General features: G+C 57.4%; 14 protein-coding genes. 7 read left to right on the forward strand and 7 right to left on the reverse strand.

What is annotated here, in order from left to right:
- Positions 1-5: 5 nt before the first annotated feature.
- The 5 genes from G6L28_RS08020 to hemN all read right to left on the reverse strand — a co-directional run bounded on the left by G6L28_RS08020 (position 6) and on the right by hemN (position 5,221).
- Positions 6-1,292, reverse strand: a complete 1,287-nt coding sequence (locus G6L28_RS08020; RefSeq protein WP_174063264.1) for a beta-ketoacyl-ACP synthase — start codon at positions 1,290-1,292, stop codon at positions 6-8.
- A gap of 12 nt (positions 1,293-1,304) precedes the next feature.
- Positions 1,305-2,501 (reverse strand): beta-ketoacyl-ACP synthase, encoded by a 1,197-nt coding sequence (locus G6L28_RS08025; RefSeq protein WP_174063265.1) that lies wholly within the window; start codon positions 2,499-2,501, stop codon positions 1,305-1,307.
- Positions 2,502-2,835: 334 nt separating this feature from the next.
- Complete coding sequence (locus tag G6L28_RS08030) at positions 2,836-3,315, reverse strand: 3-hydroxyacyl-ACP dehydratase FabZ family protein (RefSeq protein ID WP_174063266.1); 480 nt, start codon at positions 3,313-3,315, stop codon at positions 2,836-2,838.
- A 143-nt stretch (positions 3,316-3,458) separates the two neighbouring features.
- On the reverse strand, positions 3,459-3,737 hold the full coding sequence (locus tag G6L28_RS08035) for an acyl carrier protein (RefSeq protein WP_027675812.1): 279 nt from the start codon (positions 3,735-3,737) through the stop codon (positions 3,459-3,461).
- A gap of 134 nt (positions 3,738-3,871) precedes the next feature.
- Positions 3,872-5,221, reverse strand: a complete 1,350-nt coding sequence (gene hemN, locus G6L28_RS08040; protein ID WP_174063267.1) for an oxygen-independent coproporphyrinogen III oxidase — start codon at positions 5,219-5,221, stop codon at positions 3,872-3,874.
- 200 nt (positions 5,222-5,421) lie between these two features.
- On the opposite strand from hemN, the gene fnrN reads away from it, so the two are divergent.
- Complete coding sequence (fnrN, locus tag G6L28_RS08045; RefSeq protein ID WP_174063268.1) at positions 5,422-6,147, forward strand: transcriptional regulator FnrN; 726 nt, start codon at positions 5,422-5,424, stop codon at positions 6,145-6,147.
- A gap of 522 nt (positions 6,148-6,669) precedes the next feature.
- On the opposite strand, the gene G6L28_RS08050 is transcribed toward fnrN, so the two are convergent.
- Positions 6,670-7,068, reverse strand: a complete 399-nt coding sequence (locus G6L28_RS08050) for a hypothetical protein (protein ID WP_174063269.1) — start codon at positions 7,066-7,068, stop codon at positions 6,670-6,672.
- Positions 7,069-7,196: 128 nt separating this feature from the next.
- Between G6L28_RS08050 and G6L28_RS08055 the strand changes: the two genes are divergently transcribed.
- From G6L28_RS08055 to G6L28_RS08080, 6 genes are all read left to right on the forward strand, one after another.
- Complete coding sequence (locus tag G6L28_RS08055) at positions 7,197-9,047, forward strand: PHA/PHB synthase family protein (RefSeq protein WP_174063270.1); 1,851 nt, start codon at positions 7,197-7,199, stop codon at positions 9,045-9,047.
- 27 nt (positions 9,048-9,074) lie between these two features.
- Positions 9,075-9,794 carry a DNA/RNA nuclease SfsA gene (gene sfsA / locus G6L28_RS08060; RefSeq protein ID WP_174063271.1) on the forward strand — a complete coding sequence of 240 codons (720 nt, stop codon included), beginning with the start codon at positions 9,075-9,077 and terminating at the stop codon, positions 9,792-9,794.
- A gap of 28 nt (positions 9,795-9,822) precedes the next feature.
- Positions 9,823-10,653, forward strand: a complete 831-nt coding sequence (gene map, locus G6L28_RS08065; RefSeq protein ID WP_174063272.1) for a type I methionyl aminopeptidase — start codon at positions 9,823-9,825, stop codon at positions 10,651-10,653.
- A gap of 18 nt (positions 10,654-10,671) precedes the next feature.
- Positions 10,672-11,508: a RadC family protein gene (gene radC / locus G6L28_RS08070; RefSeq protein WP_174063273.1), complete on the forward strand. Its 837-nt coding sequence runs from the start codon at positions 10,672-10,674 to the stop codon at positions 11,506-11,508.
- A gap of 227 nt (positions 11,509-11,735) precedes the next feature.
- Positions 11,736-12,158, forward strand: a complete 423-nt coding sequence (locus tag G6L28_RS08075) for a TadE/TadG family type IV pilus assembly protein (RefSeq protein WP_174063274.1) — start codon at positions 11,736-11,738, stop codon at positions 12,156-12,158.
- 1 nt (position 12,159) lies between these two features.
- Positions 12,160-13,893 carry a pilus assembly protein TadG-related protein gene (locus G6L28_RS08080; protein ID WP_174063275.1) on the forward strand — a complete coding sequence of 578 codons (1,734 nt, stop codon included), beginning with the start codon at positions 12,160-12,162 and terminating at the stop codon, positions 13,891-13,893.
- Between the two features lie 222 nt (positions 13,894-14,115).
- On the opposite strand, the gene G6L28_RS08085 is transcribed toward G6L28_RS08080, so the two are convergent.
- Positions 14,116-15,492, reverse strand: coding sequence for a class II 3-deoxy-7-phosphoheptulonate synthase (locus G6L28_RS08085; protein WP_174063276.1), 1,377 nt, complete (start codon positions 15,490-15,492; stop codon positions 14,116-14,118).
- Positions 15,493-15,608 lie beyond the last annotated feature (116 nt).

Below are 15,608 nucleotides of genomic sequence, written 5' to 3' on the forward strand. Positions count from 1 at the left end.
ACCGATTAAGCCGGTTCCCGCGTCATGACAAGGCTTGCGTTCTGGCCGCCAAAGCCGAAGGAATTGGAAAGCACGGCACTTACCTCAGCGTCACGCTTCACATTCGGCACGACATCAAGAACGATTGTCGGGTCTGGATTGGTATAGTTGATGGTCGGCGGCACGGTTCCGGTCAGCATGGTCTGGAGCGAGAACACGGCTTCAACCGCACCGGCGGCCGTCAGCGTATGCCCGATCATCGACTTGTTGGACGAAACCGGGATCGACTTCAAACCCTCTCCAAAGACGGCGAGCATGGAGCCATATTCCATCTTGTCGTTTTCCGGCGTCGAGGTGCCGTGCGCATTGATGTAGTTGATGCCGCCTTCGGCCACACCCGCATCCGCGAGCGCCGCACGAATGGACGCAATCGCAGGGCCGCCATCCGGCGACGAGCGCGTGCGGTGAAAGCTGTCAGCCTTTTCGCCAGCGCCCTTGATGATGCCGAGAACCTTCGCACCACGAGCGACGGCGGATTCAAGCGATTCCAGCACCAGCGTGGCAGAGCCTTCGGCAATTACGAAACCATCGCGATCCTTGCTGAACGGCTTCGATGCCTTTTCTGGCGGGTCGTTTTGCGTGGAAAGTGCCGACAGAAGCGAGAAGCGGATGAGCGCTTCCGCGCTGACCGAGCCATCCGTCGCAACCGTCAAGGCGCGATCCGTGCGGCCCTGCCGAATGGCCTCGACGCCAAGCTGGATAGCCGTGGCACCCGATGCGCAAGCAGTAGACAGAGTGACCGGCAGGCCGCGTGTGCCGAACTTATCCGAAAGACGTTCGGAAATCGCACCAAAGAGTGCAGCTTCCTGAAAGGCCGGATCGGGGCGCTCGCGAAGTGCGGCCATGAAGCGATCATAGGCATCGCCTGGCTTCTGTGCAGGCGGAGAGCGGTCGCCAAGCTCGAAACGGGCGCTCCACTCCGGCTCGATGGGTGGGGCTGCGAGAAACAGCGGGCCACCGAAATCACCGGAAAGACCTGCTTGCGCCAATGCCTCAATGGTGGTTTCGCGAGCGAATGCGTAAGAGCGCTCGACCGAGTTCGGAACCGGAATGTCGATGAAATCGACCATGCCGGAAATTCTGGTCGAGAGATTATCCGTCGGGAAACGGGTGATCTTGCGGATGCCGGATTTGCCGGACGTCAGAGCCGCCCAGTTATCTTCAACCCCCTGCCCCAAGGACGTGATGATACCCATGCCGGTAACGGCAACGATTGGACGGCCAAGGTGATCCCTGAAATTGCTGGATGCCATGGTCTCTACTCCTCAAACGTCTTTGGAAAGAACGGCGACACCTTCGCCGCGCACATGGCCAACCGTGGTGACGACTGCCTGCCCTGCTGCAACGGTCATCGGTTTTTCCTCGGCGCTATCGAAAGCCGGAACTTTCGCGCCACTTTGCAGCGCAAGTGCTGCCAGCGCCAGGCCCAGCGGGAACTGCGCCTCAAGTGCGTGGCCGGTGACACCGCCGAAGCCGCGAATGACGGCATTGGGCAGTGCCTTTTCGAGAATACCCTTCTCACGAACCGTCAGTCCGTCATAACCGCTGGCACCGGAGAACACGACGGTCTCGGCTGCATCACTGGCGGGAGCCAGGAGGCGCTCAAGACGCGTCTCGAGCTTACCCTCTTCGCGGCTGCCGCGATCTCCCTCAAGGGCATCGATGCGGGCATAGATATGCGCACCGCGTGCCTCTGCGCGCTTGCGCGATTCCAGAACCAGGAAGGCGCCGACGGAACCGGTTATCATGCCACCGCCCTTGCCATCTTCACGCGACCATAAAGGCTGCCAGGCACCCTGCGCATGTGCGCCGATGGCTTCGAACAGCAGCGTCATATCCGGGCGTTCGGCTGCGAAAGCACCGCCGACCAGCGCGTGGCTCGATTCGCCGGAACGGATGCGATAAAATGCGGTCTCGACGGCGGAAATGCCCGCTCCCTCTTCACCCATGAAGGTGCGCGAGGAGCCGGTGACCTTGTGGACGATGGAAATGTTCCCGGCCATCAGGTTCGAAAGCTGGGCAAGGAACAGCGTCGGGCGCAGTTCGGTCGTCAGCTTCTCGTTGAGCATGACCTCGCGGTCGTTGCGCTTCAGACCCTCATCCACGATCAGCGTATCGACATTGATATCGCGCTCGCCGCCACCGGCTGCGACGATCATATCCATCGTGCCGCAGGCTTCCGGATCTTCCTTCAGCCCAGCATCGTCAAGTGCCAGGCCCGCGGCGAAAACGCCCAGACGCTGCCAGTTTTCCATCTGGCGCTGATCCTTACGGCCAATCTGGGCGGACCAATCGATTTCCGGCAGAGGATGGATGGGATAAGGCGCAAACTTCTCCGTCTCCACAATCGCCTGCGGCGTCGTGGTGCTGGAGAGCAGCGCAATATGGGCGTCTTTACCGACACCATGACAGGTCACGATACCGACCCCGGTAATCACCACATCATTGTCAGACTTCATCATCCGTCATCCTTCGTCGCTTTTCCGGGAGAGAGCATCGCCGGGCCAGCCATCAAAAACGGCAATAACGCCGCAGTTGCCATGCGAAATAAAGGGCGGGATGACGCTTTGCAATGGCGAAGGCCACAAGACACGTCTCAATGCGTGACTTTTCAGCGTTTTAGAGTTGGAAAATAGTGCCGACGATGGGCACAAATGGTTTCACGACCTTCGACATCTCCTCATTCCTGTCCTTGTGACAGGAATCCAGTCAGCCCAGTCCTGTGCTGAAAGACTCTTCCCGCCGCGCAGACGCGCGTCGACTGGATTCCTGTGACAAGCACAGGAATGAGGGAGTTTAGATAGAAACGTCAGCAGCAATCGCCGCCATCAATCCTATTTCCTCGGCGCGCTTCTTGACGACAGGGCCGAGCGGAATTTCAGAGAAAGGCATGGTGCGGAGCTTCAATTGCGCGTCGCATACCTTCTTGCCCTCAGACGTGATCTTGGCCTTGGTCACGGCAAAACCTGAGCCGTCATGTTCCAGATAGGCCTCGATATCGAGAACGGCATTGGGTTCGACAAAGGTGCGCATCTTCGCACCGTCGACCGTCATCAAAAACGGCATGGCGGCGAAATCGGTCATGGCCAGAACGAGCATACCGGATGTCTGCGCCATGGTTTCGATCAACAACACGCCGGGGACCAGCGGCATGCCAGGAAAATGACCTTCGAAGACCGGGCTCTTGTCCGGCACGACCGAGCGGGCCTTGAGTATACGGGCCGATCTATCGATTGATTCGATGCGGTCCACCATCTGGAAGTATTCGAGGAGCATGTTTTTGGTCCGTGGGGTGGTAGGCCGTGGAGGTGCTTTAATGCAGACACCGTCCAGTCACTGCGTCATCCTCGGGCCTGACCCGAGGATGACGACGTGTATGTAGCAAGCGGTCTGCCATCAAAGGCAGGCCATCAAAAAACTCAGCCCTTGGCGGCCTTCAGCTCGTCAATTTTGGCGCAGAGGTTCTTCAGAACGAAGTATTCCTCGGTCGAAACCTTGCCTTCGTTGACTTCCTGCGTCCACTGCTCGAGCGGGATCTTGATGCCGAATTCCTTGTCGATCGCAAAGACGATATCGAGAAAGTCCAGGCTGTCGATGCCGAGATCGTCGATCGTATGGCTTTCCGGCGTAATGGTTTCGCGGTCGATTTCGCTGGTGTCAGCAATGATGTCTGCAACCTTGTCGAATGTAGCTGTCACGCCCGTAATCCTTCGTGTTCTTGATTATAAAGGTCTCTTCTGACGCACCACATAGGCAAGTTGGGCAGAAAAGCCAATGGTTTCGTGAGGGTCAGTTGAAATTTGAGGGCAAAGTGTTGCCCATGCCCTACACATCAAACCGCCACAGAATGACGTCCCCGACCGCTCGTGAGATAAGTATCGAAAATTGCGGCGATGCTTCTTGCAAAAGGTTTTCCGGCCTCGGTCAAAGAAAATCTGTCACCACTCAGCTTCACCAACCCGTCTCGCTCGCTTCGGGCAAAGTCTACAGCCTCCATGATCGCCTCCTCGGAATCGACACCGAAAAGCTGCTCCAGAGCGAAGAAATCGAGCGAGAAGTCGCACATGATGCGTTCGATGACGAAAGCGCGAACGCGGTCCTCAACAGACAGCTCTATACCCTTGACGACGCATAGCCCGCCGGTATCGGCCGCCCGCTCATACTCGCCGGTCGCAACCATGTTTTGCACATAGCCCTGAGGTAATTTGCCGATGGCCGATGCGCCGAGACCGATCAGCGCATCTGCGCTGTCATCCGTGTAACCCTGAAAATTGCGGCGCAGCTCACCGTCATTCAAGGCGCGCGCCAAGGTGTCGCCCGGCTTGGCGAAGTGGTCGATACCGATGGTATGATACCCCGCTTGCCTCAGCATTTCTCCAGCAACGGTCATCTGGCGGTAGCGCTCGTAAACGTTTGGTAGGGCCTTTTCGGAGATCATGCTCTGATGCTTTTTCATCCACGGTACATGGGCGTAACCGAACAGCGCAATGCGGTCCGGATCGAGCGAAATGATCTGTCGCACCGTGTCTCTGAGCGTATCGACCGTCTGATATGGCAGGCCATATAGAATGTCGCAGTTGACCGAACGAACGCCCCTCGCCCGCACAGCATCCACAACCGATCTGGTCTGCTCGAAGCTCTGGATGCGATTGATGGTTTTCTGTACTTTCGCATCGAAATCCTGCACACCAAGACTCGCGCGGGTCATGCCGATGGCGGCCAGCGCATCGTAGCGCCCTTCGTCCAGATCATTGGGGTCCATCTCGACGCTGATTTCCGCATTCTCCGCAAAGCAAAATGCGGAGCGCAGACAGTGCATCAGCGCAATCATGTCTTCGGGCTCAACCATCGTGGGCGAGCCGCCGCCGAAATGGACGGCGGTGACTTTCGTTTCAGACGACACATGCCTGCCGACAGACTCGATTTCCCGGTGGAGCGATTTCAGATAGGTGGCGATCGGCTCATAGCGCAGCGTGTGCTTGGTGTGGCAGGCGCAGAACCAGCAGAGCCGGTCGCAATAGGGAATATGCACATAAAGAGACAAGCTGTTTTCCGCGCCGAGCCCCCTCAGCCATGACGCATAGGTCTGCGAATCGACACCATTGTGGAAATGCGGGGCAGTCGGGTAGCTGGTGTAACGCGGAACCGGCCCGGCGAATTTTCGGATCAGTTGCTCGTCCATCGCGCTTCCCTTTCTTTTTTTAACATGTATCAAATCTGCGACTATGGGATACATGGTGCGACAGTTTGCAACTTTGACTTCGATCAAGTGAGGACATAAACATCCCCTTACGGGAGTCGGCGGAATACGGCTCTCGAGGGTAGAGATGGGGGTCCGGGGGGACAACATCTGCCCGACGCTTGAGGATCGGACATACGCCCATGGATACGCTGCAAAGGAACATCCATAATTCGGAAATGCCGGTCGTATGCCGCTCATGCGAGGCGCGACATGGCGGTTTGTGCGGCGTGCTGACGCCCTGGCAACTGATCGAACTCAGCCGACACTCCAGCCGCAAGAGACTGGAGCCGGGCAACGAATTGCTGGGACAGGGTGAACTAGTTCCGTATTACGCCAATATTCTCAGCGGCGTCGTGAAGCTTTCCAAGATGATGAGCGATGGCAGGCAGCAGATCGTCGGCCTGCAATTCGCCCCGGATTTTCTCGGTCGCCCATTCAACGCGGAAAGCAGCATGTCTGCGGAAGCCGCAACGGATGTGGAAATCTGCCTTTTTCCCCGCCGCGCCGTGGACCGCATGGTCGGCGATGTGCCGGGTATGGAGCGCAAGCTTCACAGCCAGTCGCTCAAGGAACTGGATGAAGCCCGCGACTGGATGCTGACACTCGGACGCAAGACCGCGCAGGAGAAGGTCGCAAGCTTCCTCTACCTGATAGCCACTCACATCGATCCGGAAAAGGATGACAAGTCCAGTTTCGACCTGCCGCTGTCACGCGCCGATATTGCCGATTTCTTAGGGCTCACCATCGAAACCGTCAGCCGCCAGATGACGAAGTTGAAGAAGGAAAACATCATCCAGATCGAGAACAACCGGCACATAACCGTGCCTGATCTGGATGCCCTGAGCAGCGCCGCCGGAAACGACTGACACCGCCCTAATGTCCACGCGTTGTATTAGCGCGAATGCCCGACGTGGCTCGCAAACATAAATGGCGCCTTGGCCTCTGCGGGCGTGAAAATCGCACCGGCAATCAACATCATTACAAAAAAGCATTTCATCTTTTCACGCTCCCCAGCGCCTGCCATCGAGTGGCCTCACATGGGAAAAGTTATAGCGGATGAAGTGCCTCTATCGACTTAAGGAACGCGGTAAGCCAGCGGTTGAATGAAAGCGTAGAAGGCGATGGGTGTGGAAAGGGTTTTGTTAAGGATTGGGGTAGCTGAAGCGGACGCGGCTGGGTTACCTCTCCCCGTGTGGGAGAGGACAGAAAATCACGATCTTAGCTTCAGCTAAGTCGTAGATTTTCTAGGTGAGGGGTTGGGCAACGCTTGCGGCAAGCAGACCCCTCACTTGCGGATTTCTAACACTTAAGTGGAGCTTAAGATGTTGAAATCGCTTTCTCTCCCACAAGGGGGAGAGATAAACCCAGCCTCACTGCGGCACCACAATTCACTGAGAAGCAGCAGGCGTTGCCACCGGCTGTTGTGCTTCCGACAGCGCGCGGAGTTCTGCCACGCGGCGCTTGTATTCAGCCTCCGAAATGCTGCCCTTGCGGCGTGCTACGGCCAGATGGGAGAGGTTCTGCTCCATCGTCGTCGCTTCGTCGTCCGTCATTTGAGGCATGGCAGCGGTGATTGGCTTGGCGAACGTGGGAAAGGTTCCGGTGGACTGCTTTTGCGACGGCGCGGTGCTGACGCGTTGAGGTCCGACCACCTGCGCCTTCGGGCGCTCCATGTGAACGGGATCGACCAGTGGCTTGGGCGTGGTGCACGCCGCAAGCATAAGCGGAAGCCCAGCGCAAACCGACAGTCCAGCCGCCTTCTTCAAGCTTCCCAAAGTCTTGCCCATTTCCGTTGTCCCGCCTGTCAAGAATCGTGCGTGTTTCGGACGCTGTCATACTGGCGTCCATCCTGCTGGAACTTGTATTCGTTTTCATGCAGAATGTGCAAACACAAAAATGCGCCGGAGACGAATGCATGGCAGGCAAACAGGGCGGGGAGAATGGGAGCCAGGAAAAACCTTCCGGCTTCGACCCTAAATCCGCCGATGCCTATATTCTACGCGATCCTCAAGCCTTCGCCATGAACATTGCCCGCGCCGTAGAAAACCTCGGCAAAGCAGCATCGGAATGGCTTGCGCCGCGTGAAAGCGGAGAAATTCCGCCGACCAACACAAGTCCGATGAGCGATCTGTTTCAAACGTTGTCGGATGTCGCGGAATACTGGATGGCCGAGCCGCAGCGTTCCATCGAGGCGCAGACGCATCTGCTTTCGAGCTATTTTGATATATGGCAGAAATCCCTGACGCAGTTCGCAAGCCAGCAGATGGGCGAAGCGCCGAAGCCATCGGAAAAGAAACAGGACAGGCGCTTTGCAGATGCCGACTGGCAGGCCAATCCGTTCTTCGATCTTTTGCAAAAACTGCATTCTGCCACTGCAAGCTGGGCGGAAACCATGGTCGTGCAGGCTGATGGCCTGGACGAGCGCACCCGGGAGAAGGCACGCTTCTATGTACGGCAAGTGATAGAGGCCATCTCCCCTGCCAATTTCACATTCACCAACCCGCAGGTGTTTCGTGAGACGGTGGCCACCAGCGGCGCCAATCTGGTCAAGGGTATGGCGCAGCTTGCCGAAGACATGGCGGCGGGCAAGGGCAACCTCAAACTGCGGCAGACGGATTACAGCAAATTCGTCATTGGGCAGAATGTGGCGATCACACCCGGCAAGGTGATTTCACGCAGCGATCTATGCGAGATCATTCAGTATGCCCCTTCCACCGAGAAAGTGTTCAAGCGCCCCCTGCTGATCATCCCTCCCTGGATCAACAAGTTCTACATTCTGGACCTCAACGCCCGAAAATCCTTCGTCAAATGGTGCGTCGATCAAGGTCACAGCGTCTTCATGGTGTCCTGGATCAACCCGGATGCGCGCCACGCGAAGAAAGGTTGGGAGAGCTACACGCATGAGGGCATAGACTTCGCGCTTGACGCCATCGAGCAGGCAACGGGCGAGAGCAAAGTCAATGCCATAGGGTACTGCATTGGCGGCACGCTTTTGGCATCGACGCTGGCTCTTCACGTACAGGAAAAGAACAAGCGCATCAGCACCGCAACTTTCCTTGCAGCACAAACGGATTTCACCCACGCGGGCGACCTGAAAATCTTCATCGACGAGGCGCAACTGGCGGCACTCGATGCACATATGAAAGCGGTGGGTTATCTGGACGGCGCGATCATGGCCAGCGTCTTCAATATGCTGAGGGCATCCGACCTGATCTGGCCCTATGTGGTCGATAATTATCTGCGCGGCGCGCAACCGCCGCCTTTCGATCTCCTCTACTGGAATTCCGATTCCACCCGCGTCGCGGCAGCCAACCACTCTTTCTATCTGCGCAATTGTTATCTGGAGAACAATCTGGCCGAAGGCCGGATGAAGGTGGATGGCAAGGTGATCAATCTCGCGGATATCAAAATCCCCGTCTACGACATGGCAACGCGGGAGGACCATATCGCACCGGCAAAGTCTGTATTTACCGGTGCTTCGCTTTTTGGTGGACCGGTGGAGTTTGTACTGGGCGCGTCCGGCCACATAGCCGGCGTCGTCAATCCGCCCGACGCCGAGAAGTATCAATTCTGGACAGGCACATCACCGAACGGTGATTTCGATGCCTGGCAGCAGGCAGCGACAGCGCACAAAGGTTCCTGGTGGCCGCATTGGCAAGGCTGGCTCGAAAAACAGAGCAGGCAGCGCAAGGTTGCCGCCCGTATACCCGGCGATGGAGCCCTGCCGCCGCTTTGCGACGCGCCCGGCACCTATGTTCTTGAATAAGCGTGAGCGCACGACGACACTGTGGACATGATCTTTGATTCTCCACTCATTCCCGCCACTCTGGTTGCCCGGTACAAGCGCTTCCTCTTCGATGCCATTCTGGAAGACGGCACGGCCATCACCGGCTCGTGCCCCAACACCGGCTCCATGAGAGGGCTGACGACGCCTGGGTCGCGCATTTGGATATCCGAGCATAACAGCCCTACCCGCAAATATCGCCACATGCTGGAACTGGTGGAGGCGGATAGCACGGTCGTTGGTATCAATACTGGAATGCCGAACCGATTGACAGAAGAGGCAATCCGCAACGAGCGAATCCCTTCGCTTCGCGGCTACACGACAATCAAGCGTGAACAGCGTTACGGCATCAACTCCCGCATCGATTTCCTGCTATCCGCTCCCGGTAGGCCGGACGCCTATGTCGAAGTGAAGAACGTGCATTTCATGCGCGAGCAGGGTCTGGCGGAATTTCCCGATACGGCCACCCTGCGCGGCGCAAAGCATCTGGAAGAGCTGGGCAATGCGGCGCAGGCCGGTCACCGTGCGGTGATGCTTTATCTGATACAACGGAACGATTGCGGGAGGATGCGAATCTGCGGCGATCTCGATCCGGTCTATGCAGCGGCATTTCAGCGGGCGATGGCGCGTGGTGTTGAAGCCTACGCCATCCGGTGCCATGTATCTTCACTGGAAATTGTGGCCAGAACCATTGTTGCAATAGACGGCGGCCACTCTGCTGCTTTATGAACGCAGATGCAAAATAGAAAGCGGTTCAATGGTTACTTATATCGATGCGGCATCGGCTCCCATGAAGAATACGGGCGTCATCCGCCTGTATAATTCTGAAGACTTCGAGGGCATGCGCAAGGCAAGCCAGCTGACGGCGCGCTGTTTGGACGAACTGGCGAGCATCGTAAAGCCCGGTGTTACCACCAATGCCATCGACCGCTTCGTATTCGAATTCGGCGCGGATCACGGTGCCCTGCCCGCCACCTTGAATTATCGCGGTTACACGAAATCCGTCTGCACCTCCATCAATCATGTGGTCTGCCACGGTATTCCCGATGACAAGCCACTGCGCGAGGGAGATGTCGTCAATATCGACGTGACCTATATTCTCGATGGCTGGTATGGCGATTCGAGCCGCATGTATCCCGTCGGCCAGATCAAGCGGGCAGCGGAACGGCTTCTGGAAGTGACCTATGAATGCCTGATGCGTGGCATCGCCGCCGTCAGACCCGGCGCTCGGACCGGCGCAATCGGCGCGGCCATTCAGACCTATGCGGAGGCCGAACGCTGCTCCGTGGTGACGGATTTCTGCGGCCATGGCGTGGGACGCCTTTTCCACGACACGCCGAACATCCTCCACTACGGCAAGGAAAGCGACGGGCCGGAAATCCGCGAAGGCATGATCTTCACCATCGAGCCGATGATCAATCTCGGCAAGCCGCACGTGAAGGTGCTTTCCGATGGCTGGACGGCGGTAACACGGGACCGTTCGCTTTCTGCGCAATACGAACATGCGGTTGGCGTGACCGCCACCGGTTGCGAGATCTTCACGCTTTCCCCGGGTGGCTTCGACCGCCCCGGCCTGCCGCCGCTTTAATTCGAAAGTCATCGCCACATGGCAAAACGCCCCTCTTCTCCGACCGAAAAAGCAACGTCGTTTCAGGAAGAGAACGGCGGCAACGATCTGTTCGAACCGATGGACGAGCGCGGTTACTTCGCTGAACCGCGTCCCGCGTCGAGAAAAACCAAGGCGGAGGAAGTGGCGTCTCCGGTTGAAGACATGGCGCATTATCACGGCCATCGCGAACGGTTGCGCGCCAAATATCGAGAGAACGGCGATGTGGCATTGGCCGACTATGAATTGCTGGAACTGTTGCTTTTCCGGCTTATTCCTAGACGCGACACAAAGCCGATTGCCAAGGCGCTGATCGCCCGCTTCGGCACACTTGGCGGGGTTTTGGGCGCACCGGTCGGGCTTCTCCAAGAAGTGAAAGGCGTGGGCGAAGCCGTGGCGCTGGACCTGAAGTTGATCGCATCCGTTTCACAACGCATGCTCAAAAGCGAAATTCGCAACAAGCAGGTGCTTGGCTCCTGGTCATCCGTCATCGATTACTGCCACGCCGCCATGGCGCACGAAACCCGCGAGCAGTTCCGGATTCTGTTTCTCGACAAGCGCAACGTATTGATTGCCGATGAGGTGCAGGGCCATGGCACCGTGGACCATACGCCGGTTTATCCGCGTGAAGTGGTGCGGCGTGCATTGGAGCTTTCCTCAACTGCCATCATCCTCGTGCACAATCATCCGAGCGGCGACCCTACCCCATCTCGCGCCGATATAGAGATGACGAAGACCATCATCGATACGGCAAAGCCGCTGGGCATCGCCGTGCATGACCACATCATCATCGGCAAGGACGGGCATGTCAGCTTCAAGGGACTGCGGCTGATATAAAGCAGTGTCGGCATGTCGCTGGCCTGCCGACCGGAAGAGTTGGAACCCTTCCATTTGAAATGAAGCGCTCAAGTGCCATACCGTTTCATTTCAAAACATCTACCCGAAGTTTTCGAAGCTTATCGTTCGGTTGTCGGCACAACCGTAAGTGATGTCGTTAATTAAAAATCAATATCTCTAAATTAGTTTTTTCGAAAATAATAATATCCGTATTTCGGGGGAAAAGCATGGCACGACTGGCCAACATACTCCGCAATCGCTCGGGCTCATCGGCCGTCGAGTTCGCAATCATTGCGCCTGTCTTCATAATGGTTCTACTGACGATGATTGCTTACGGCATCTATCTTACCGCTGCCTATGCCGTGCAACAGGTGGCGGCAGACGCTGCGCGCACCGCCGTTGCTGGCCTCAGCACCAGCGAGCGCGAAACACTGGCGCGGAACTTCGTCAGCAAGAGTGCACTGGACTATGCGTTTCTGGACAAGAAACGCATGAATGTGAGCGTGGGCAGCGATCCGGGCAATGCCAACCAGTTCACCGTGACGGTGGAATATGATGCGCGCAACCTGCCGATCTGGAGCCTCTACACCTATGCGCTTCCGGAAAAGACCATCAAGCGCTTCTCGACAATTCGGATCGGAGGGGTCTGACATGCGCAAGTTTCATGCACTCATGAAAACGATCCATAGCGACAGATCCGGCAACATTGCCATCATGGCGGGGGTCACCGCGCCGCTGATCGCAGGTATTCTCGCGCTCGGCGTCGACTATGGCTACCTGACCCTGCAAAAGCGGCAGTTGCAGCAAACCGCCGATCTTGCAGCTTTATCCGCCGCATCCGCAACCAACGTCGAAAACGCCGTGCTGCAGTATTTCCAGATGAATGGCAAAAATCTCGGCGTCAAAACCGCATCCGGTCTCTTGACGGAAAAAGGCGTCAAACCCTTCAATACCGAAACGGTCTTTTCCACAGTCGATGGCTATGCCGAAATCACCAAAGGCCACTACGAGCCGGACCTCAACGTGCCGGTAGGGCAGCGCTTCGTTAAAAACGGTGCGCAGACGAATGCGGTGAAGGTGAATATCGTGGAGAAAGGCCGCATTTTCTTTGCAGGAACATTCACGACAGCCCCGACCCTGTCTGCGGTAGGCACAGCTGCGTCACAGCGGCTGGCCTCGTTTTCGGTTGGGTCGCGCGTGGCAAGCATCAATAACGGCTTGCTCAACAACCTGCTCGGCGGTCTGTTAGGAACGAAGATCAATCTCAGCCTGATGGACTATGATGCTCTCGTCGCAGCCGATGTGAACGCCCTGCATATTATCGACGCACTGGCGCTTGACCTTAAATTGACCGCAGGCACCTACCGCGATGTGCTTCAAACGGACATTACCTACGGCCAGTTTCTCAACGCGCTTGGCAAGACGACCGGGCTGAAGCCGACCGTGACGGCCGCGCTGAAGACGCTGGAAAATGCTGTCAACAAAACCAACGTCAAACTTAAGCTGAACAAACTCATTGCTCTCGATGCGATACTGGATAAACCCATCGGGGCGGCTGAGAATCTAAAAGTTCAGGCGGGCGTTTTCGACCTCATCTCTGCCGCCGCGACGGCCGCCAATGGCGGCAAACAGATCGCCGTCGATGCGGGCGTCACCGTTCCGGGACTTACCTCCACCAAAATCACGCTCGCCATCGGTGAGCCGCCTGTCGGCACGCCGCCACTTGCCGCCGGCGCACCCGGCACCATCGTCCGAACCGCGCAGACACGTCTTTCCGTCGATGTAAGGGTGGATGGATTGAAGGCGTTGTTGAACACAGGCGTCCATATTCCGCTTTATGTAGAAGTTGCTAACGCGGAAGCCAAGCTTGCCGATATTCGCTGTTCAGCCGGGAATATGGGCACGGTCGATGTGGAGGTGGTTCCGGGCATCGTCGAGATCGCCCTGGGCGACGTTGATACCAGTGCGTTCAACAATTTCGGCAAAGACCCACGAGTCACCAAAGCCACCCTCGTCAACGTGCTGAGCCTCGTGACGATCACCGGCATGGCCCATATCGACACGGCCAATCTGACCAAGACCAAACTGACCTTCCAGCAGACCGATATCAATCAGGGTCTAGTCAAGAACGTATCGACCAAGGATGTCACGACCTCGCTGGTCAAATCGCTTCTGACCAATCTGGACCTGAGTATCAATCTGCCCCTGCTCAGCCTCGGCTCCCCCGGGCCTCTTCAGGCGGCCCTTGCAGAAACGCTGAGCGTTGCGACGGTTCCGATCGACAGCGTGCTCTATAACACGCTGATGCTGCTGGGTGTGAAGATCGGCGAGGCCGATGTCAGGGTAACTGACGTGCGGTGCATGCATCCGGCGCTGGTGCAGTGATGTGATTGGACGATCGGGGAAACCTGGAGATTTCCGTCATCCTAAGGCTTGTCCCTAGGATCTAATCACGGTTCTGCGGATGCGACGTCGCAGATCCTCGGGTCGAGCCCGAGGACGACGGAGGAGAGGTTGCGCCTCGACAGAGCCAAAGAGTTCGTCTCCCTCTCAAACAAAAAAGCCGCCGGATCGCTCCGGCGGCTCACTTATTGTCTTTTACCAAACTCAGCCGTTCACGACAGCCAGACGCTTCTCATCGCGGCCGCTCTTCATGCGCTCGGACAACAGGAACGCCAGTTCCAGAGCCTGATCCGCATTGAGGCGTGGGTCGCAATGGGTGTGGTAACGGTCGGACAGCGAGTCGGCTGTAACGGCGCGTGCGCCGCCGGTGCATTCCGTTACGTCCTTGCCAGTCATTTCGATATGGATGCCGCCCGGATGGGTGCCTTCGGCGCGGTGGATCTGGAAGAAGCTTTCGACTTCCGACAGAATACGCTCGAACGGACGCGTCTTGTAGTGGTTGAGCGTGATTGTGTTGCCATGCATCGGATCACAGGACCAGACGACCTTGCGGCCTTCTTTTTCCACAGCCCGAATAAGCTTTGGCAGGCTGTCTGCAACCCTGTCGTGGCCGAAACGGCAGATCAGCGTCAGGCGACCAGCTTCGTTGGTCGGGTTCAGCGCATCGATCAGCTCGATCAGGTTGTCCGGCTGCAAGGATGGGCCGCACTTCAGACCGATCGGGTTCTTGATACCGCGGAAATACTCGACGTGCGCATGGTCCAGCTGGCGGGTACGGTCGCCGATCCACAGCATATGGCCGGAGGTGGCGTACCAGTCGCCGGAGGTCGAGTCGACGCGGGTCAACGCTTCTTCATAGCCGAGCAGCAGGGCTTCATGGCTGGTGAAGAAATCGGTCTCGCGCAGGCTCGGATTGTTTTCCGCAGTGATGCCGATGGCCTTCATGAAGTCCATGGTTTCAGAAATACGGCTTGCGAGCTTGCGGTAACGATCTGCCTGGGGGGAGTCCTTGATGAAGCCGAGCATCCACTGGTGCACGTTCTCAAGGTTGGCATAACCACCCATGGCGAAAGCGCGCAGCAGGTTCAGCGTTGCAGCGGACTGGCGATATGCGTCCAGCTGGCGCTCCGGGTTGGGGATACGCGAGGCTTCGTTGAACTCGATGCCGTTGATGATGTCACCACGGTAGGACGGCAGCTCCACGCCGTTCTGCGCCTCGATATTCGAAGAGCGCGGCTTGGCGAACTGACCGGCGATGCGGCCGACCTTGACGACAGGAAGCTGTGCGCCATAGGTCAGAACCACGGCCATCTGCAGGAAGGCGCGGAAGAAGTCGCGGATATTGTCCGCGCCGTGTTCCAGGAAGCTTTCGGCGCAATCGCCGCCCTGAAGCAGGAACGCTTCGCCTTCGGCAACGCTTGCCAGCTGCTTCTTCAAACGGCGCGCTTCACCGGCAAAAACCAGCGGTGGATAGCTTGCGAGCTGAGCTTCCGTGGCAGCCAGTGCTGTCGCATCCGGGTACTGGGGAACCTGCTGGATTGGCTTGTGTCTCCAGCTGCTGGGCGTCCAATTCTGTGCCATTTTACTCACCTGGTTTTCTCGCCAACTAAACTAGATGGCGGCGATCTCGAAATTTGCGCGGCTTATACCCTCAAGGACAGGCTTTGCAAAGTCGATGTTCAAGGACAGCCGCCGTT

The organism is Agrobacterium larrymoorei (assembly GCF_013322225.1).
Lineage (GTDB): Bacteria > Pseudomonadota > Alphaproteobacteria > Rhizobiales > Rhizobiaceae > Agrobacterium > Agrobacterium larrymoorei_A.

Excerpts from the sequence above, each read along its gene's own strand:
- radC (WP_174063273.1), top strand. The coding sequence starts at position 10,672 with ATGGCAAAACGCCCCTCTTCTCCGACCGAAAAAGCAACGTCGTTTCAG.
- G6L28_RS08055 (WP_174063270.1), top strand. The coding sequence starts at position 7,197 with ATGGCAGGCAAACAGGGCGGGGAGAATGGGAGCCAGGAAAAACCTTCC.
- hemN (WP_174063267.1), bottom strand. The coding sequence starts at position 5,221 with ATGGACGAGCAACTGATCCGAAAATTCGCCGGGCCGGTTCCGCGTTAC.
- G6L28_RS08020 (WP_174063264.1), bottom strand. The coding sequence starts at position 1,292 with ATGGCATCCAGCAATTTCAGGGATCACCTTGGCCGTCCAATCGTTGCC.
- G6L28_RS08030 (WP_174063266.1), bottom strand. The coding sequence starts at position 3,315 with ATGCTCCTCGAATACTTCCAGATGGTGGACCGCATCGAATCAATCGAT.
- G6L28_RS08075 (WP_174063274.1), top strand. The coding sequence starts at position 11,736 with ATGGCACGACTGGCCAACATACTCCGCAATCGCTCGGGCTCATCGGCC.
- G6L28_RS08080 (WP_174063275.1), top strand. The coding sequence starts at position 12,160 with ATGCGCAAGTTTCATGCACTCATGAAAACGATCCATAGCGACAGATCC.
- G6L28_RS08025 (WP_174063265.1), bottom strand. The coding sequence starts at position 2,501 with ATGATGAAGTCTGACAATGATGTGGTGATTACCGGGGTCGGTATCGTG.
- G6L28_RS08050 (WP_174063269.1), bottom strand. The coding sequence starts at position 7,068 with ATGGGCAAGACTTTGGGAAGCTTGAAGAAGGCGGCTGGACTGTCGGTT.
- fnrN (WP_174063268.1), top strand. The coding sequence starts at position 5,422 with ATGGATACGCTGCAAAGGAACATCCATAATTCGGAAATGCCGGTCGTA.
- map (WP_174063272.1), top strand. The coding sequence starts at position 9,823 with ATGGTTACTTATATCGATGCGGCATCGGCTCCCATGAAGAATACGGGC.
- sfsA (WP_174063271.1), top strand. The coding sequence starts at position 9,075 with ATGATCTTTGATTCTCCACTCATTCCCGCCACTCTGGTTGCCCGGTAC.
- G6L28_RS08085 (WP_174063276.1), bottom strand. The coding sequence starts at position 15,492 with ATGGCACAGAATTGGACGCCCAGCAGCTGGAGACACAAGCCAATCCAG.